The sequence below is a fragment of the Hyphomicrobium methylovorum genome, from assembly GCF_013626205.1.
GTDB lineage: Bacteria > Pseudomonadota > Alphaproteobacteria > Rhizobiales > Hyphomicrobiaceae > Hyphomicrobium_B > Hyphomicrobium_B methylovorum.
The window spans coordinates 490,645-508,171 of sequence record NZ_QHJE01000001.1; the positions used below are offsets into that span (position 1 = coordinate 490,645).

Annotated in this window: 14 protein-coding genes and 1 pseudogene; 5 read left to right on the plus strand and 10 right to left on the minus strand. The window is 61.4% G+C overall.

The genetic code is table 11. The features are described 5' to 3' along the window. Positions 1 to 92: 92 nt before the first annotated feature. Positions 93 to 1,001: an MBL fold metallo-hydrolase gene (locus tag DLM45_RS02580; RefSeq protein WP_181335433.1), complete on the plus strand. Its 909-nt coding sequence runs from the start codon at positions 93 to 95 to the stop codon at positions 999 to 1,001. A 91-nt stretch (positions 1,002 to 1,092) separates the two neighbouring features. On the opposite strand, the pseudogene DLM45_RS16660 reads toward DLM45_RS02580, so the two are convergent. Both DLM45_RS16660 and pdxH read right to left on the minus strand, forming a co-directional pair. Continuing rightward, a pseudogene (locus DLM45_RS16660) lies at positions 1,093 to 1,911 on the minus strand (DUF1499 domain-containing protein); the annotation flags it as partial. Positions 1,912 to 1,990: 79 nt separating this feature from the next. Further along, positions 1,991 to 2,626, minus strand: a complete 636-nt coding sequence (pdxH, locus tag DLM45_RS02585; RefSeq protein ID WP_425485184.1) for a pyridoxamine 5'-phosphate oxidase — start codon at positions 2,624 to 2,626, stop codon at positions 1,991 to 1,993. Positions 2,627 to 2,876: 250 nt separating this feature from the next. Here pdxH and DLM45_RS02590 point away from each other — a divergent pair, with 250 nt between their 5' ends. Continuing rightward, on the plus strand, positions 2,877 to 3,245 hold the full coding sequence (locus tag DLM45_RS02590; protein ID WP_246317117.1) for a hypothetical protein: 369 nt from the start codon (positions 2,877 to 2,879) through the stop codon (positions 3,243 to 3,245). A 40-nt stretch (positions 3,246 to 3,285) separates the two neighbouring features. Here the strand turns inward: DLM45_RS02590 and DLM45_RS02595 are convergent, their stop codons facing one another. After that, on the minus strand, positions 3,286 to 3,429 hold the full coding sequence (locus DLM45_RS02595; protein WP_181335436.1) for a hypothetical protein: 144 nt from the start codon (positions 3,427 to 3,429) through the stop codon (positions 3,286 to 3,288). A 299-nt stretch (positions 3,430 to 3,728) separates the two neighbouring features. Here DLM45_RS02595 and lexA point away from each other — a divergent pair, with 299 nt between their 5' ends. Beyond that, positions 3,729 to 4,466, plus strand: a complete 738-nt coding sequence (lexA, locus tag DLM45_RS02600) for a transcriptional repressor LexA (protein ID WP_181335437.1) — start codon at positions 3,729 to 3,731, stop codon at positions 4,464 to 4,466. Here lexA and DLM45_RS02605 read toward each other — a convergent pair. Next, a complete protein-coding gene (locus DLM45_RS02605) occupies positions 4,460 to 6,820 on the minus strand; it encodes a ComEC/Rec2 family competence protein (protein WP_181335438.1) in 2,361 nt (786 codons plus the stop codon). The two genes, lexA and DLM45_RS02605, sit on opposite strands and share 7 nt — an antisense overlap. A gap of 115 nt (positions 6,821 to 6,935) precedes the next feature. Between DLM45_RS02605 and gltX the strand changes: the two genes are divergently transcribed. Beyond that, positions 6,936 to 8,477 carry a glutamate--tRNA ligase gene (gene gltX, locus DLM45_RS02610; RefSeq protein ID WP_181335439.1) on the plus strand — a complete coding sequence of 514 codons (1,542 nt, stop codon included), beginning with the start codon at positions 6,936 to 6,938 and terminating at the stop codon, positions 8,475 to 8,477. Positions 8,478 to 8,672: 195 nt separating this feature from the next. Further along, entirely contained in the window at positions 8,673 to 9,995 is a 1,323-nt protein-coding gene (gltA, locus tag DLM45_RS02615) for a citrate synthase (protein ID WP_181335440.1), read from the plus strand. Here the strand turns inward: gltA and lpxB are convergent. The 6 genes from lpxB to bamA all read right to left on the minus strand — a co-directional run bounded on the left by lpxB (position 9,956) and on the right by bamA (position 17,483). Then, positions 9,956 to 11,188 (minus strand): lipid-A-disaccharide synthase, encoded by a 1,233-nt coding sequence (lpxB, locus tag DLM45_RS02620; RefSeq protein ID WP_181335441.1) that lies wholly within the window; start codon positions 11,186 to 11,188, stop codon positions 9,956 to 9,958. The two genes, gltA and lpxB, sit on opposite strands and share 40 nt — an antisense overlap. Next, positions 11,185 to 12,480 (minus strand): LpxI family protein, encoded by a 1,296-nt coding sequence (locus tag DLM45_RS02625; RefSeq protein WP_181335442.1) that lies wholly within the window; start codon positions 12,478 to 12,480, stop codon positions 11,185 to 11,187. Before DLM45_RS02625 ends, lpxB begins: the two co-directional genes overlap by 4 nt. Before the next feature lie 9 nt (positions 12,481 to 12,489). Next, positions 12,490 to 13,296 (minus strand): acyl-ACP--UDP-N-acetylglucosamine O-acyltransferase, encoded by an 807-nt coding sequence (lpxA, locus tag DLM45_RS02630; RefSeq protein WP_181335443.1) that lies wholly within the window; start codon positions 13,294 to 13,296, stop codon positions 12,490 to 12,492. After that, positions 13,289 to 13,792: a 3-hydroxyacyl-ACP dehydratase FabZ gene (gene fabZ / locus DLM45_RS02635; protein WP_181338155.1), complete on the minus strand. Its 504-nt coding sequence runs from the start codon at positions 13,790 to 13,792 to the stop codon at positions 13,289 to 13,291. The genes lpxA and fabZ overlap by 8 nt, the downstream gene beginning before the upstream one ends. Positions 13,793 to 13,837: 45 nt before the next feature. Beyond that, on the minus strand, positions 13,838 to 14,899 hold the full coding sequence (gene lpxD, locus DLM45_RS02640; protein WP_181335444.1) for a UDP-3-O-(3-hydroxymyristoyl)glucosamine N-acyltransferase: 1,062 nt from the start codon (positions 14,897 to 14,899) through the stop codon (positions 13,838 to 13,840). Positions 14,900 to 15,059: 160 nt separating this feature from the next. After that, positions 15,060 to 17,483 (minus strand): outer membrane protein assembly factor BamA, encoded by a 2,424-nt coding sequence (gene bamA / locus DLM45_RS02645; RefSeq protein ID WP_181335445.1) that lies wholly within the window; start codon positions 17,481 to 17,483, stop codon positions 15,060 to 15,062. Between the last annotated feature and the right edge of the window lie 44 nt (positions 17,484 to 17,527).

Sequence of the window (17,527 nt, forward strand, 5' to 3'; positions counted from 1 at the left end):
TATTTGCCGTGCGCCGAATTTGGCCTCAGGCAAATGCGGACTCGGCGCACGCTGGTCCGTCGCCGCCGCACCGGAGGTTTGGAGGCAATCGCTTGGCCGCACTCGATTTCAAGACCGATATGGCCTTCGCCTATGGCGAACCTTCGCCGATGGGTCGGGGGATCTTGCGGATCGTTGCCAACAATCCTGGCCCGTTCACATTCAAGGGCACAAACAGCTACCTCGTCGGCTCGACGTCACTCGCCATTATCGATCCAGGCCCGGATGATGCTGACCATCGCGCGGCCATTCTGCGAGCCGCTGGCGGCCGACCGATTACGCACATTTTTTCAACGCACGCCCATCGCGATCACGTCGATGGTATCTCCAAACTCAAAGCGGAAACCGGCGCGATTGTCGCCGCCTATCCACGCGATTCTGATGCCAGCAGGATCGCCCTCGCGGATAGTCCATCGGGCAGCATCTTCGTCGACTATGGGTTTCTTCCCGATATTCCGCTGGCTGGCGGCGATAGCGTCTCGGGAGAGGATTGGACCCTGACGGCGATCCATACGCCAGGACATGCACCGGATCATCTCTGCTTTGCGCTTGCGGACCGGCCGATGCTGTTCTCCGGCGATCATGTCATGGCGTGGAATACAACGGTGGTTGCGCCGCCCGAAGGGCGAATGGTCGATTACGTCACGTCGCTCGAAATCTTGCTCGATCGCCGGGACGACGTTTTTCTTCCCGGTCACGGCGGCCGCATCTACGACCCCCAGCGCACTGTGAAAGCGTACCTTTTGCATCGGCGCTGGCGGGAGCAATCCATTCTCTCCGCGCTCTCAGAAGGCGCCATGACTATTCGTCGAATTGTCCCCGTGGTCTACCAGAACCTCGAACCGAAGATGCTCCCGGCTGCGACGCTTTCCGTTCAGGCCCACGTCGAATTCCTGCGCGAGAAGGGTCTGGTCGCCTGCGATCTGCCTTTGACGCCGGACCGCGAGCTTTCGGCGATTTGACCTTGTTTTTCTCCGCCTTTGCCTTGCGCGCCGCATCCTTCTCTGGATCCGGCACGGACGCTTCGTAACGCGCCGCAATTTCTTTCAGCAGACCGCGCACGCGTTCGGCATTCCGGCCAAAATCGTTCTGTCCGTAGCGGGCAGCCGATCGCACGTCGATGCGCGAGGATCCTTCTCCGGCAAGAACGCGCACGACAACGTCGTCGAAAAGCCCGAGGATGAGCGAGTGATCGGAGAACTCGATAAAGCCCGGTGCGTTTTCCTCGTCCTCGGGCGGGAGTTCCAACGTCGTGCGATATTTCAGTTTCGTCAGCGCCTGCAGCACGATCTCGTAAGATTCATCCGTCGAGCGTGGAAGAACGAGGCTCTTCAAGTCCGGGTAGTTCTGGCGTTGTAGATCCGCGACGCGCGCACCTGGATAATCCGTCGGGTTGGCTTTCGCGTCGCGCGCTTCCTTTGCGTCGGTGAAGTCAGGCGGCTCGTTGACGTCCGTTGAGATGTCGCTGATTTCGGGCCAGCTCCAGCTCAGCACCCAAAGTCCCGCGGGGATCGCTAACAGCATCAGCGCGACAAGCGCACCGCAGACGACACGCGCCGTTCCCTGGCGACCCGTGATCCAGATATCGAGCCCTGCGAAGGCTGCCATCACGAGGGCCAGGATCGCACCGGCGATCACGGCCGCAGCGATCGTCATGGCGACGGGCGTGGCAATCATCGTCAAGCGATGCAGGACAGCCGTCACGAGAGCGGCGACAGCAGCGAAGATCGCGAGGCGGCTTGTCCAGACGGCCAACGCCAGCGGCGGCTGACCAGCGGCGTAATAAACCCGCGTGGATTGGACACGGTCGCGCGGGCGCCGCTTTCTAGGCCGTTCCTGCGCAACGCTCTCCGTCAACATTGCCGGTCCCATCCCCCGTCGCGGCGTCTTTGAAACCCATTATCCCGTAGCGGCCAAAACGGAGCTTTTTTGCGATGGCTCCGTCGGACACTCAGGGATAGAGGCGTGTCTTGTGCCAGGAATCGTGCGGCGCGTCGCGGCGAAAGACAATCCGGTTATGCAGGCGGTAGTCGCCGGCCATCCAGAATTCGATTTCGACCGGCACCACGCGGAAGCCACACCAGTAAGGAGGGCGCGGCGTCTCACCCTCTCCGAACTTCGCTTCGTAGTGCTTCACCTTGGCCTCGAGCACCTCGCGCGACGATAGCGGGCGCGATTGCTGCGAGGCCCATGCGCCAATGCGGCTTTGGGGATGGCGCGTGGCAAAGTACCGGTCGGCTTCCTCGTGGGACACGAGAGAGACGGCGCCTCGAATCCGGATCTGGCGCGACAGCGATTTCCAATAGAGGAGCAGAGCTGCCTTTTGCGACGCAAGCAACTCGCGTCCCTTCGCGCTTTCGATGTTCGTGTAGAAGTGAAAGCCGCGCTCGGCGACATCGGGTTCGTCGACACCTTTCAGCAGAACGGTTCTGACGTTCGGCAGGCCGTCCCCATCGACCGTCGCCAGCGACATGGCGTTCGGGTCTACGCTTTCGGATTTTTCAGCCTCAGCCATCCAGACGTCAAATAATGCGAACGGATCATCCGCAGCCGTAAAGTCCGGTTCCTGCCCGCTCGCTTCAGTCATGCTCTCACTGCCGCTCATGTTGCCTACTCAATCATTGATTTTAACGCGTAACGACGCCTGAAAATAGTACAGCGCCCCCGCGATGTTCAGATCGCCTTAACCATAGCGAGTCACACTCGCTTCGTCGCCCTGTCGGCGATTGTTTGTAGCGGTTGCGTCAGAGAGTCGAGTTATGTCCTCAAATGCGTCTCTTTTTCCCCTTGCCGCGACTGGCGCCACAGCTGTCGCGTTAGTCGCGGCCATTTTCTTCATGAGCGGTTTCGCGAGAGCCGCTGAGCCAGCCGCCGCGGCGCCGAATTGCCCCGCGGTCAAGGATGAGCGCCCGTTGGCGCCGTCCAAACTTGCGATCGCCCCTCCCCCGCTCGACGAGGTCGATGAATATGCGGCCCTTGAAAGCGTGCAGTACGCGCTGACCCAGGTTGCCGACGGTTCGAGCTACGTCTGGCATCGTGCCCACGGACGCCTCTCAGGCCTCGTGAAGCCCGTCTCCTCGTTCAAGGATACGCACGGCTCTGTTTGCCGCCACGCCGTTGTGGTGCTTAGCGGAACCGACGTGACCAAGCGCACCGAGATCGTGGCCTGCCGCCTTCCCACCGGCATCTGGCAAGTCTCGGGTTGAGGGTGCTGGGCCTTCGCGAACGGTCGAGGCCAACGGCGCTTTAGTGCCGGGCGGAGCCGTGGGTATGGACGCCGGGGAGCATGTGGCGTGATCCGCGTTCGTTGCCGACGATGGCGTTTGCGACGACCGTTCCGATAACGGTCACGATGATCCCGATGACGATCTGCGAAAACCAGCCGCGCATGTTCGATCCCCGTTGCGTTGACGCGCGATAGCGCATGCCGTGGGTTCAACAACCGTCTCGGCACCTGAAATCCGTCGCGCGAATGATGCGCAGCGCACGACGAGCGCCTCTGTACTCAGTCTCATTTTTGCGGGTGTGGAAAACTGCCAATTGCCCCGACTTGCGGAACGAGACAAGAACGTGTAGTGTACAGACACGATATGTACCGCGCATGTGCTTGCGTTTCGATGGGTACGCAGGTTGCGCGAATAGCGCCTGCCAAGCTGACAGACTGCTCAACGGGGGCGAGAACTCACTCGATGCTGACTGAAAAACAGAAAGACCTGCTGCTGTTTATCCATGGACGGATGCAGGAGCGCGGCGTTCCTCCCTCCTTCGACGAGATGAAGGACGCGTTGGATCTACGTTCCAAGTCCGGCATCCACCGGCTGATCACGGCACTGGTCGAACGTGGTTTCATTCGCCGCCTGCCGCATCGGGCACGCGCTATCGAGGTCATCAAGCTACCTGACAACCAACCGGCCGCTTTCGCTGCACCAGCGCCGGCCGCCGCTGCAACGCCCCAGCGCGGATTTCAGCCTAGCGTCATCGAAGGCTCCGGGCCGCCGCGGAGCAGTCTTGGCTCCACGCCTCCGTCACATGTCATCGACGCGCGCACAGTTTCGGTGCCGGTCATGGGCCGCATCGCGGCGGGTACGCCCATTAGTGCCATTCAGAATCATACCCACGACATCGCCGTGCCACCCGACATCCTGACCAACGGCGAGCATTTCGCGCTGGAGGTCAAAGGCGACTCGATGATCGAGGCCGGTATTCATGACGGCGATACGGTCATCATTCGGCGGTGCAACACGGCCGAGAATGGCGACATCATCGTTGCCCTGGTCGAAGGCGAAGAAGCGACGCTGAAGCGGCTGCGCAAAAAGGGCTCGACGGTTGCGCTCGAAGCGGCGAACCCCGAGTTCAAGACGCGCATTTTCGGGCCGGACCAGATCGACATACAGGGTCGGCTTGTCGGTCTTATGCGGCGCTACTGAAATTCGCCCTCGTCCGCGTCGTGCTCTGCTTCGCCGGGATCATCGTAGTGTCCGGCGGACGGCGGCGGGGACCTGGCGTCGGACGGGGCTCCTGCGTTTCCGCTAACGGCCTCGGTCTTGGATGTTTTTGAGCCCGGGCCGTTTGCAATGTTGGGCACGGGCAAGGTATTCGATGACGCCGCGCCTGCCGGTTTGAGCCTTGCGCGATGCACGGCGCTGCGTTCCGGCGTCGGGCTCCAGGGGCGGACGCCACGGCGGGCCGCCACCGTTTCGAAGCGCACGCGCACTTCTGGATTGTTGCTCTCCTGATCGAGATAGAGTGCGTAGGCGCCGTTGCGCCAGCGGTCGAACACGTCAATGACGGTCGCGGGTACGGCGCATTCGGCGGGCTTCGGCGTAGCGAGAATAAGCACGTCGGCATTCAAGCAATCGTCAGGAACTGCGGCCGGGTGCCGGGCAACGGCGATCGTTGCGCCTTTGACGCGTGCGGTGCAGCCGACGCTGTCACACGTGAACGCCGACATTTTCTGAACTTCGGCGGCGCTGCGTGAATCGCCGTCGTATTCAAGCCAGCGTTCGAGATCGTATTTCGCGTTCTTCACCGGAAGCGCCGAGAGGCTGCCTGATGCGTCCCGTACGGCGACGAGCGTTCCTTTCTGCGCGACAAAGATATCGGGACGTCGCATCCAAGGCGCGATCATCACGCCGATAACTGCAATGCCGACGCCGAGCAGTCGCAACCGCGTGCGCCAAAGCGCAAGCCACATCCCGCCCGCAACCATCAACGCAAACGAGGCGAGAGAGATCTCAGGGAGATGGCCGACCGCACCCGGCAGCGCGCCGACGTAGTTTGCGCACCACGTCATTCCCTGAATGCCCCAGCCCATCGGCACCAGCCCCAAACCTTCCAATCCGAGCGGCATGAGAAACATCGCAACGAGTGCCGCTGGCATCACGAGCAAGTTGCAGATGGGGATCGCGATCATGTTCGCGAGCACGGCGTATTGCTGGCTCTGATGGAAATTGTAGGCGGCAAACGGCGCGACGGCGAAACTTGCAATCAGCGTGGAGGCAACGATCCCGGCGAAGAACCCACCAAGCCGCAATACAGGATTTGGGCGCGCGCGCGTTCCGGCGAACCGGCGCAACAGTTCATGCGAGGCGATGAGCGCCGTCACAGCCGCGAACGACATCTGAAACCCAGCGTCGAGCAAGCTCTCTGGAAACACCACCAAGATCAGGAAGGCCGCAAGCGCGACGTTGCGCAGGGCGAGCGCGGGCCGATCGATCAAGACAGCACCGAAGATAATCAGGATCATCAGCGCTGAACGCACGGTCGCGAACGCGCCGCCGGAGATCGCGAGATAACCGATTGAGCTGAGTATGCCGCCTGCTGCTGCGATTTTCTTGATCGGCAGTGTCAGCGCGACACGCGGAATGGCGGCAAGCATCAAGCGCAATGAATAGAAGACCGCGCCCGCCGCGATCACCATATGCAGGCCCGAGATCGACAAGATGTGAAAGAGGCCCGAGTTCTTGAACGCGTCGTTGGTCTCAGCGCTGATGCCGCCGCGTTCGCCGGTGATGAGGGCCAGTGCGATTTCCCCGGATTCGTCGGGCAGCACTGCGCGGATTTTTACGGCAATCGACTGGCGGATATTTTCAATGCTGCGGCGATACCATTCGGAAAGGCTGCCGGTTTCGGCATGTGCCTCGATCGCGGGTGCCGCGAATGCGTATCCCACAGCTCCGATGGAATCGAACCAGGCCGTGCGTGCGTAGTCGAAGCCTCCGGGCAGTGCGGGGCGCGCCGGAGGCGAGAGGTTTGCTTTGATGCGAATGCGGTCACCGGGCGATGCGAGAACGCGCGACGACATCGTCCGGATGCGCACGACGGCGGGCGTCATCTCCGCCGATACTCCGGAGATTGCCGGATCTCTGATCGTCAGCCGCTGCCCGCGCGGCGTTTTCGCTTCGACCATCACGACGGTTCCGGTCACTTCGACGTTGCGCATCACCTTGGTCAGCACCGGCGCGCGCACCCATTCGGCTCGCAGCTTGGCGATGAGGAATCCGGTTCCCGCCAATATCATTGCTGTCAGAAGAACCGATGCGAGTGTGCCGCGTACGGTCACCGCCCGCAGAATGAGCATCAGCAGAAGCGGTACGGCTGCGACGAAAATGGATGGCTCGGCAGGCATTGCGAAATAGGCAGCGATCCCTGCGCCGAGACATACGGGCGCCCAGAGAAAGAACTGCTCACGCTCACGATCGATCGCTGCCGCCAGGAAGCGCGGCGTAGTCTGCGATGGTGCAGCCATCGACTCATCGATGCCGCGCGTTTCGATCGACATGATCCCGCCCGCCGTTCAAGGCCCGGGCAGTTTCCCCCGCCCCCTTAACTTGTCAGCCCCTCCATGCTACGAGCGGTCTGAAAATCCCTCAACCTCCGTTTAAGCAAAAGGTCCAATGGCAGAGACCCTGAATTCCGACGCGCCCGTTGTTCGCTTTGCGCCCTCACCAACCGGATACCTGCATATCGGCGGCGCGCGCACGGCGTTGTTCAACTGGCTCTATGCGCGCGGACGTGGCGGAAAGTTTCTGCTGCGCATCGAAGATACGGACCGTGAGCGGAACAATGAGCAGGCCGTTGCCGCGATACTGGATGGCCTCAACTGGCTTGGGTTGACGTGGGACGGCGAAGCCGTTTCGCAATTTGCACGTGCCGACCGGCATCGCGAGGTTGCGCAGATGCTCCTGGAGCGTGGTGCGGCTTACTATTGCTACGCGTCGCCCGCCGAGATCGACGCCGCGCGCGAAAAGGCGCGTGCTGAAGGTCGCCCGCATATCTTTCTATCACCCTGGCGCGACCGCGATCCGAGCGAAGCACCGAAAGACGTGAAGCCGACCGTCCGCCTGAAGGCTCCGCGTGACGGTGAGACGATTGTTGCCGATCATGTGCAGGGGCGCGTTGTATTTCCCAACAAGGATCTGGACGACCTCATCATCCTCAGGTCCGATGGGAATCCGACGTACAATCTCGCGGTCGTCGTCGACGATCACGATATGGGCGTGTCGCACGTCGTGCGCGGCGCCGATCATTTGACGAACGCCGGCCGGCAGACGCAGATTTATCACGCACTCGACTGGGCGGTGCCGGAGTTCGCGCATGTTCCGCTCATTCACGGCGCGGACGGCGCCAAGCTCTCGAAGCGGCACGGCGCGCAGGGCATCGAGGAATTCCGCGCGATGGGTTATCTGCCCGAGGCGCTGCGGAACTACCTCGTGCGGCTTGGCTGGAGCCATGGCGACGACGAAATTATTTCGACGGACGACCTGATCCGCTGGTTTGATATCGATGACATCAACAAGAGCGCCGCGCGTCTTGATTTCAAGAAGCTCGACGACCTCAACGGGCATTACATCCGCGCGGCGGCCAACGAAGATCTGATGAACCATGCGCGCGAGATGCTGCGCCACATGGATGTGAAAGCCCTTTCCGCCACAGCAACCGATCCCAAGGCGCCTTTGCGTTCCGACGTGGCTCTTGCGCGTGAGATCGAGCGGCAACTTCCGGATATTTCGACGGGGATGGAGCTTGAAGCGCGTTTCGCGGCGAAGGGTTGGGAAAAATTTGCGCGTGCGATCCCCGCGCTGAAAGAGCGTTCGAAAACACTTGCGGACCTCGTCGGCGGTGCTCTGTTCATCGTCGCCGAGCGGCCGCTGAAGTTTGAGGACAAGGCGGCGAAGCTCCTGAACGATGAGGGGCGCGCATCGAACGGCTCGGTTCACGAAATTCTATCCGGCATCGAGGCGCATAGCTGGAATGCATCCGCTCTCGAAACCGCGATCAAATCTCACGCGGAAGCAAACGGGCTGAAGCTGGGCGCCGTTGCGCAGCCTCTCCGCGCCGCATTGACGGGGCGCGCGGTTTCACCGCCCGTCTTCGACGTGCTGGAAATTCTCGGTCGTGAAGAGTCCCTGGCGCGCATCAACGCAACCAGCGCGTGAGCCGACCGGACAAGGTTAATACTGCCGTAACGTCTCGGTTGCCGCAGTGCAAAAAAACCGTTAGACCGGCGACGTGCGAACGATTTTTGGTTCGGGTTTAAGTCGTTAACGGTGTCCCTGCACGACGCGAACCGCCGAAGCGGAGAACTCGGGAAAACCCCGTTCCGCCCGGCTCGAAATCCAGGCGAGGTGGCAATGAGCGATCGCGAAACGAATGGTGCGGGCTCGCCCGGCGAGGCGACTAGGCAGCACGCGACCCTGACTATCGGCAACGAGCAGTACGAGCTCGACGTTCGGCGGGGCACAATCGGTCCGGACGTGGTCGACGTCGGCAATCTCTACAAGCAGACCGGCCGTTTCACATACGATCCCGGCTTCACCTCGACAGCCAACTGCAAAAGCTCGATCACGTTTATCGATGGCGACAAGGGCGAGTTGCTCTATCGCGGCTATCCGATCGATCAGCTTGCTGAAAACACGAATTTCCTCGCCGTCTGCTATCTGCTGCTCTACGGCGAGCTTCCGACGAATACCGAGTTCATAAACTTCCGCCGCACCATCACGAACCATACGATGGTGCACGAGCAGATGACGCGCTTCTTTACCGGCTACCGGCGCGACGCGCATCCAATGGCGGTGATGGTCGGCACCGTTGGCGCTCTGTCGTCGTTCTATCACGACTCCACCGATATTACCGATCAGGAGCAGCGCGAGATTGCGAGCCATCGCATGATCGCGAAGATGCCGACCATCGCGGCGATGGCGTACAAGTATTCGATCGGGCAGCCGTTTATCTATCCGCGCAACGATCTCGATTACACGTCGAACTTCCTTCAGATGTGCTTCGCGGTTCCGAGCGAGCCGTACATCGTCAATCCGATTATTTCGCGCGCGCTCGACCGCATCTTTATCCTGCATGCGGACCACGAGCAGAACGCCTCGACGTCCACGGTGCGCCTCGCCGGGTCATCTGGCGCAAATCCGTTCGCGTGCATCGCGTCGGGCATCGCTTGCCTTTGGGGTCCTGCACACGGCGGCGCCAACGAAGCGGCGCTCAACATGCTGAAGGAAATCGGCTCGGTTGACCGCGTTCCGGAATTCGTCGCCAAGGCGAAGGACAAGTCCTCGGGCTTCCGGCTGATGGGCTTCGGCCATCGCGTCTATAAGAATTACGATCCGCGCGCGAAGGTGATGCAGAAGACGTGTCACGAAATTCTCGACGCGCTCGGACATCGCGACGATCCGCTGCTGAAGATCGCGATCGAACTCGAACGCATCGCGCTGCAGGACGAGTACTTCATCGAGAAGAAGCTTTATCCGAATATCGATTTCTATTCGGGTATCACGCTCAGGGCGATCGGCTTCCCGGTCGAGCTGTTCACCGTGCTGTTCGCGGTTGCGCGCACAGTCGGCTGGATCGCTCAGTGGAAAGAGATGATCGAAGATCCCGAGCAGCGTATCGGCCGCCCGCGCCAGCTTTACATCGGCCCGCCGCGGCGCGAATTTCCGGCCGAATAAGTTTCGGCAACCGACAGGACGACATCCGCCGCGGCCATGCTTGGGCTTGAGGTCGCGAGGCGTAGCTTGCCGGGCGTTTCCGCGAGGGCTTCGAGCTGCGCGCGGCGCTGAGGCGTATCGGCAAGCAGCGGCAACAGTTCGTTGGCGAGATTTTCCGATGTGCAGGCTTCCTGCAGCAGCTCCGGATAGACGTTCTTTTCCAGAACGAGGTTGGCGAGAACGACACTCGAAACCTTGAGCAGGAATCGCAATCTCGCAATGACTGCATCAACTTTGTAAGCCACCACGCTCGGCGTTCCGGCCAGGGCCAGTTCCAGCGTAACCGTTCCTGATGCTGCCAGCGCCGCCGTCGCGAGACGCATGGCTGCGTACTTGTCGGCCGGGGTGGACTCGATGATCAGCGGCTTTGTCTTCCAGTCCTTCGTTTTCTCAACGATCAGATCACGAACGTGACGAACAGCCGGAATGACGACATCAACCGGCCCCGCCTGTTCGGAGACACGCGCGATTGCCTCGCCGAAGACGTCGATGAGGCGCGTCACCTCTGACGTACGGCTGCCGGGTAGAACGAGCAGAACCGGGCGCGTGCCGTCGAACCCGAGGCGCTGAGCCAACGCCGGCGCGTTTGCGTTTTCGATCTCGTCGAGACGTTCGATCAGCGGATGGCCGACGTACGTGCATGCTGGGCCGCCGAGGCGCACGTGTGCTGCGGGCTCGAACGGCAGCAGCGCCAGGATGTGATCGACATACGGGCGCATGCGTTTCGCGCGACCAGGACGCCACGCCCAAACGCTCGGACTCACGTAATCGACAATCGGAATGTTCGGCAGACGCTTGCGGATGCGCTTCGCGATCGGGTGCGTGAACTCCGGGCTATCGATGATGACGACGATATCCGGCTGGAAGGCGACTGCCGCATCGACCGTGCGATAGACGCGGCGGACGATGCGCGGCAGACGCGGCAAGATCGAGAGTGGGCCCATCACCGCAACGTCATCGATCGGAAAGAGCGACGCGAAACCGTGTTCGCCCATATCTTCTCCGCCGACGCCCGCATAGGTGATGTGCCCCGCATAGCGGCGGTTCAAAGCGGCGATCAGCTTGCCGCCGAGTGCATCACCCGAATACTCACCCGCGACGAGGAATATTTTCAGAGGACGCGTGGAGCGATTGCCGGTGCGTTCGTCATTCATGTCCGCTGACTCCCGTTGCCGCCCTGCGAATGCTCTGCAACAGCAATGAATAAACGAAGCGCGCGTGCTTGAGCGGCAAGCTCGTTAGCGATGTTCCAACCGGCGGGTTGCGCCACGACAACGCCCGCGAGATGGCATGCGTCGACCGCAGCAAGAATTTTTTTGTCAGCAGTATATCCTGGCGCAAGCACCGCGACGCCTGCGCGTCTGTTCGTGCGCGTGCGCAGTTCTACCGTTCGCGCAAGAAGGTCGAGCGGCGTTTCGTTGGCGCCGACGGAGATAACGCGGCCGCGCACGATGACAACGGCTGATGCTTCAGCGAAGGGAGAGAGCGCCGCCAGAATTGCAAACGCGCGGCGACTGTCGGCTTCGGTCTGGGCATCAACTCGTGCGCGCCCCGTGATGCGGATCGTTTCCTTGCCGCTATCGTTTACGGACGCTTTTGACTCTTGTGTTTGGGCGATACCGGATATGAACATCGCCTTCCGATCGGCGTCGGCGATCATGCGGTCGCGTTCGGCTGCAAGTACGCCGCCCGCCATCACGGCAATTCCAGCGAGGCCCGCCGCGCTGGCGTTCGCGACGGTGTTCGGTCCGATCGCCGGGAGATCAACGCGCAAATCTTGTCCGGGCTTCGGGCATTTAACGAGGACGCCAGAGGCTTCCGTATAGTTCTTCGCCGCGCGGGACCGCGCCACGCGCGCGAGCATACGATCCGTGCCTTCAGCGCCTTCGATGGCTTCCACGCGACCGCCTGCGACGACAGCCCCCTGCCCGATGTCATAGCGCCCGAGAGTCGAGATCAACGCGAAGCCTTTTTCGATGTCTGCGGTTGCGTCGGCGGTTGGATGCGCAGCAGTCAACGTGTCCGCGCTGACGAGCAATTCCGGCGCAACGTCCGCGACGCCGACAACGCGGAACCCTTCGCTTCCAAACAGACTGACAAGTGCGCGCAGAACTTTGTCGTCCCCGCCGCCGCGGAAGATCGGCAGAATGCGCGGGATCGCGCGGACAAATCCGAAATCGGGGCGGGCGTTGCGAAACGACGGCCGCACCGCGCCGCCAAGCAGGATGATGTCGCGAATGCCGGACGCTTTCAGAGCTGCCGTCGTGCGGCCGAGTTGCGCCCAGTTGACGTGCGTGTGGGGAAATTCGGTGAGTGCCGGATCCGCATTGCCGTCGGGCATGATGACGTGAACGAAACCGCCCCGCCCAACGACGTGCCGCGCGACCTCACCCGGCAGCGACCCTGATCCCGCGATGATGCCGATACGTTTGACGAGGCCGTCCATGGCCACGCCTCAGCTTTCGGTGCCGTTCTTCGGCGTGCACAGCGAGCGTTTTCCGCCTTCGCGAATGAAGGCGAGGATTTCTTCGACCGACGCATGGCCAGCGAATTCGACGGCAACGTCTTCCATGCGTTCGCTAAGCGTGCCTTCGGCGGCGAACAGCAAGCGATAGGCGCGGCGCAAATCATGAATGTCGGCGCGCGAAAATCCACGCCGTTGCAGGCCCACGATATTGAGTCCCGAGAGGTAAGCGCGGTTTCCGAGCGCCATGCCGTATGGGATCAGATCGTTTTCGAGGCCCGACATGCCACCAACGAAGGCATGATGCCCGACGCGTGCATATTGGATGACGGCTGCGCCGCCGCCGATGATTGCGTGATCGCCGACGTTGCAGTGCCCGGCAAGCATGACGTTGTTAGAAAAGATGACGCCATTGCCGACGCGGCAGTCGTGACCGACGTGGCTGTTCGCCAGGAAGGCGCAGCCATCACCCACGGTGGTGATCGACCCGCCGCCCGCTGTGCCGGGGTTCATCGTGACGCCTTCGCGGATGATGCAGCGCGCGCCGACCGTCAACGAACAGGGCTCGCCCTGATACTTGAGATCCTGCGGCTGATGACCAATCGATGCGAATGGGAAGATGCGCGTTCCGGCGCCGATTTCGGTCGTGCCCGCGACGACGACATGGCTCACCAGTTCGACGCCCTCGCCCAGGCTGACGCCTGGGCCGACGACGCAGAACTGGCCAACCTTGACGCCCGCCGCAAGCCGCGCTCCGTCTTCGACGATGGACGTCGGGTGGACGTGGACTTCAGCCATTTTTGCTCGCAAAAGCGCGGGCGTCGGCGCTGTCAGCAAGCATGGCGCTGATCTCGGCTTCCGCCACGACCTGCCCGTTCACCTTCGCCTCGCCGCGGAAACGCCAGACGCGGCCGCGGTTGCGGACCTTCTTGACGTGATAGTGCAGTTGGTCGCCCGGCAGCACGGGCTTTCTGAACTTGGCGTTGTCGATGCCCATGAAATAGACGAGCTCGGCGCGATAGTCTTCGCCGACGTTCGAGACGCAGAGAGCGCCAGCCGTCTGTGCAAGACCTTCGATGATGAGCACGCCCGGCATCACCGGGAACTGCGGAAAGTGACCTTGGAAGAACGGTTCATTGATCGTGACGTTCTTCACGCCAACACAGCTTTCGTCGCGATCCATATCGTACATGCGATCGACCAGCAAAAACGGATAGCGGTGCGGCAGCAGTTTCATAACGGTTGCAATATCGGCAGTTCCGAGTTTTTTGCCGTCCGTTTTCGTATCGTCCATAACCTTCAACTCCAGACCGTTCGCAGGACGCGAACGCAGCATCGCTTAGTCTTCGCTTGAGCCTTTTGGCCCGTCGTCATTGTTGCTCTTCTCGCGCGCAACGAGGCGCTTGATGAGCGCTTGTTCGCGTGCGGTTTCGCGCAACGGTTTGGCCGGGGTGCCGAAGTATTTGGCACCAGGCGGAACGTCGTGAGCAGGGTGAGACGAACCACCGATCTGCGCGCCTGTGCCAATCTTGATGTGCCCAACGGTTCCGGATTGGCCGCCCATGACGACATAGTCGCCGAGCTCCGTCGAACCCGAGATTCCGCACATCGCGACGATCACACAGTGCCGACCGACGACGACGTTGTGCCCGATCTGGACGAGATTATCAATTTTGGTGCCCTCACCGATCATGGTGTCCTTCAGCGCACCCCGATCAATGGTTGTATTTGCCCCTATTTCCACATCGTCCTGGATAATGACGCGGCCAATTTGCGGCACTTTCAGGTGCCCGCCTGCGCCCATGGCGAAGCCGAAGCCGTCCTGGCCGATGCGAACGCCGGAATGGATAATGGCGCGGTCGCCGATGAGGGCGTGCGTTATGGTTGACGCGGCGCCGATATAGCAGTTCCGGCCTATCGTCACGCGCGCGCCGATGATGGCTCCGGCGGCGATCCGGGTTCCGGCGCCGATCTCAGCCTCGCGGCCGATGACGACCCCTGGCTCGATCAGCACGCCCTCTTCAAGGCGGGCGGATGGGTCAATGGCTGGCGCACCGGGCGTCGCTACCATCGGCTGCATGGCCGAGGGATAGAAGAGCGCCAGGGCCCGCGCGAAGCCGTGATAGGGCTGCTTGGTGATGAGGGCTGCCGTTGCCGCCGGCACGCGGGCGACGAGCGCAGGATTGACGAGGCACGCTCCAGCCGAGGTGCTGTCGAGCTGCGTCAGGTACTTCTTGTTATCGATGAAGGAAATGCTGGAAGAGCGAGCGTCGGACAGACTGCGAACGTCGTCGATCATCAAAGCGGGATCGGCACCCGGCGCCAATTCCGCGCCTGTGGCTCTCGCAACTTCGGAAAGCGGAAATGGCCCGGTCCGCTCGAAAAATCCGGGATGCTCCATATGCCCTCCGGCGCGCTGAGGCTTGAACTCTTGCTTTCGATTGTTGGGGTTGAATGAACGACGCGGACGCTGTTGGCAAGAGCCGAGGGCCGCCGATTGTCATCCAAACACAGCAAAAAGCCGGCGCTGTGGGCGCCGGCTTTTAGGCATTTGCGAGAAATCAGAACTTTGTCGAGGCGCCGAAGCGGAAGAACTGCGTCTCGTCGTAGGACTCTTTGGTCAAGACCTTCGCGAAGTCCATTCGCAGGGGACCAACCGGCGAGTTCCACATCAAGCTGCCGCCGACCGACGAACGGATCGAGCTGCTGTCGCCGATTTTACAAGGAACACCAGGTTTCGGACCTGCGCAGGTCGGATCACTCAGAGCAGTTTTGGCACCGCCCGTTGCGTCGAAGAGCGAACCTGCGTCGGCGAAGAAGGCGCCGCTGAGGCCCATATCCTCGGGAACGAAGGGCAGCGGGAAGCGAACTTCAGCCGTTGCTGCCCAGTACGTCTGGCCACCGAGAGCGTCGAACCGTCCACCGGGCGTAAGATCGCGCGGACCATAACCGGCGCGGTCGAAGCCGCGGACCGTCTCACCACCCTTGAAGAAGGCGTCAAGCAAGCGGACGTCTTCTCCGCCCCAGCCCTGAATGGTGCCGCCGATGGCGCGACCAACGAAGGTGATCTTTTCGGTGATCGGGTAGTAGCCGCGTGCTTCAGCGTTGAAGCGAACGTACTGCGCGTCACCACCGAGACCAGCGAAGTCCGTACCAGCTTCGAGGTAGAAGCCGCGAGTCGGGTTCGTCGGATGGTTACGCTTGTCGTAGGCGATCGTCGTGCCGACGAGCGATGTCCAATACGCGTTGTCTTTGCAGTCCGGCGCATTGCCGTAGTTCAGACTGGTACCGGTCGCGCCGCACGCTTCCTTAATTGCACGAGATGCGTTGTAGGCAACGCCGAAGATCTCGTCGCGCGACAGGCTATAGGCCGTCTGCATCCACAGGTTTTCAGCAATCGGGAAGCCGAGGCGAACCTGACCGCCGACCTTGCGCTGCTGGAAGCCAGCTTCATCGCCGTAATCGAGCTGCTTGTAGTAGAGGTCGAAGCCTGCCGACAGATTGCGGTCGAGGAAGCGCGGCTCGGTGAACGACAGGTCAACCTGCATACGCTGGAAGGAGCCAGCGAGTCGCAAGCGGAGGAACTGTCCGTTACCGAACAGGTTGCGCTCGGAGATCGACACGTCGCCGATCACGCCTTCGTTCGTCGAGTAACCGGCACCGAACGAGAGTTCACCCGTCGACTGTTCTTCAACCATCACGTCGAGAACCACGCGGTCGGGCGCGCTGCCCGGACGACGCTTGATGTCGACGTTCTTGAAGATGCCAAGCGCCTGCAAACGCTTCTTGGAGCGATCGACCATCAAAGTGTTGAAGGCGTCGCCTTCCGCCAAGCGGAATTCGCGGCGAATGACGAAGTCTTTGGTGCGCGTGTTGCCGATGACGTTGATGCGCTCGATGTAGACGCGCGGACCTTCGTCAACAACGTAGGTAACGGCGATCGTGCGATTGGCAGCATCCGGAGCGGGCCGCGGACGGACGCGTGCGAAAGCGTAACCGCGATCAGCCACTGCGAGCGTCAGTTTTTCCGTCGTCTTGTCAACCTGCGAGGCGTCGTAGACAGCGCCGCTCTGCGTCAGCAGCTCGCCCATATAGGCGGAGGGCTCAACGTCAGGCAGTGAGCTTTCGATATTGACCGCGCCGAACGTATAGAGAGCGCCTTCGTCAATTGCGAACGTGATGAGGAAGCCCGTGCCGTCCGGATCGATTTCAGCATTCGCTGCCGTTACCGACGCGTCGGCGTAACCGTTCTTCAGGTAATACTGACGGATCAACTCGCGATCGAGATTCATACGATCCGGATCGTAGATCGACGTACCCTTCAGGAAGTCGAACCAGCCCTGCTGCGTCGTCGAGATGATGTCGCGCAGTTGGCTGTCGCTGAAGGCGTGGTTGCCGACGAAGTTGATGCCTTTGACTTTGGTCGCGCCGCCTTCGGTGATTTCGAAGACAAGATTTACGCGATCCTGCTCAAGCTGAATGATCTTCGGTTCGACGCTGGCGGCGAACAGACCCTGGCGGCGATAGACGTCCAGGATGCGCTGCACGTCGGCCTGAGCCTTGGCGCGCGTGAACACCGTGCGCGGCTTCAACTGCACTTCGCCGTTCAGCGTTGCAGTGTCGACTTCGCTGTTACCCTCAAACGCGACCTGATTGATCACAGGATTTTCGCGGACAGTGACAACGACCGTCGGGCCCTTCGGCACGATCGAGACGTCAGCAAACAGACCCGTGGCGAACAACGCCTTGATGGATCCGTCAATTTTGGCGGCGGAGTAGCCCTCGCCAACATTGAATTGCAGATATGAGCGGACGGTCTCGGGCTCAACACGACGGTTGCCCACGACCTCAATGTTACGAATGACGCCCTGAGAGTACGCCGCGCCTGAAACCCAGGCTGCGTCTCCCATCGCGATCACTGGCGAAAGGAGTGCAAGCGCAAGGATCAAGCGCAAGCCCGCCAAAATGACCTTAATTCTCTGCATACGCGGATTAGCCCCCGTGTGCCGCCGACCCCCGGAAATTCACA

What these genes read in the sequence shown, in the direction of transcription:
- lpxB (WP_181335441.1), bottom strand. Translation starts at nt 11,188, where the DNA reads ATGAATGACGAACGCACCGGCAATCGCTCCACGCGTCCTCTGAAAATA.
- pdxH (WP_425485184.1), bottom strand. Translation starts at nt 2,626, where the DNA reads ATGACTGAAGCGAGCGGGCAGGAACCGGACTTTACGGCTGCGGATGAT.
- DLM45_RS02605 (WP_181335438.1), bottom strand. Translation starts at nt 6,820, where the DNA reads ATGTCGATCGAAACGCGCGGCATCGATGAGTCGATGGCTGCACCATCG.
- DLM45_RS02590 (WP_246317117.1), top strand. Translation starts at nt 2,877, where the DNA reads ATGAGCGGTTTCGCGAGAGCCGCTGAGCCAGCCGCCGCGGCGCCGAAT.
- gltX (WP_181335439.1), top strand. Translation starts at nt 6,936, where the DNA reads ATGGCAGAGACCCTGAATTCCGACGCGCCCGTTGTTCGCTTTGCGCCC.
- DLM45_RS02595 (WP_181335436.1), bottom strand. Translation starts at nt 3,429, where the DNA reads ATGCGCGGCTGGTTTTCGCAGATCGTCATCGGGATCATCGTGACCGTT.
- gltA (WP_181335440.1), top strand. Translation starts at nt 8,673, where the DNA reads ATGAGCGATCGCGAAACGAATGGTGCGGGCTCGCCCGGCGAGGCGACT.
- lpxD (WP_181335444.1), bottom strand. Translation starts at nt 14,899, where the DNA reads ATGGAGCATCCCGGATTTTTCGAGCGGACCGGGCCATTTCCGCTTTCC.
- bamA (WP_181335445.1), bottom strand. Translation starts at nt 17,483, where the DNA reads ATGCAGAGAATTAAGGTCATTTTGGCGGGCTTGCGCTTGATCCTTGCG.
- lexA (WP_181335437.1), top strand. Translation starts at nt 3,729, where the DNA reads ATGCTGACTGAAAAACAGAAAGACCTGCTGCTGTTTATCCATGGACGG.
- lpxA (WP_181335443.1), bottom strand. Translation starts at nt 13,296, where the DNA reads ATGGCTGAAGTCCACGTCCACCCGACGTCCATCGTCGAAGACGGAGCG.
- fabZ (WP_181338155.1), bottom strand. Translation starts at nt 13,792, where the DNA reads ATGGACGATACGAAAACGGACGGCAAAAAACTCGGAACTGCCGATATT.
- DLM45_RS02625 (WP_181335442.1), bottom strand. Translation starts at nt 12,480, where the DNA reads ATGGACGGCCTCGTCAAACGTATCGGCATCATCGCGGGATCAGGGTCG.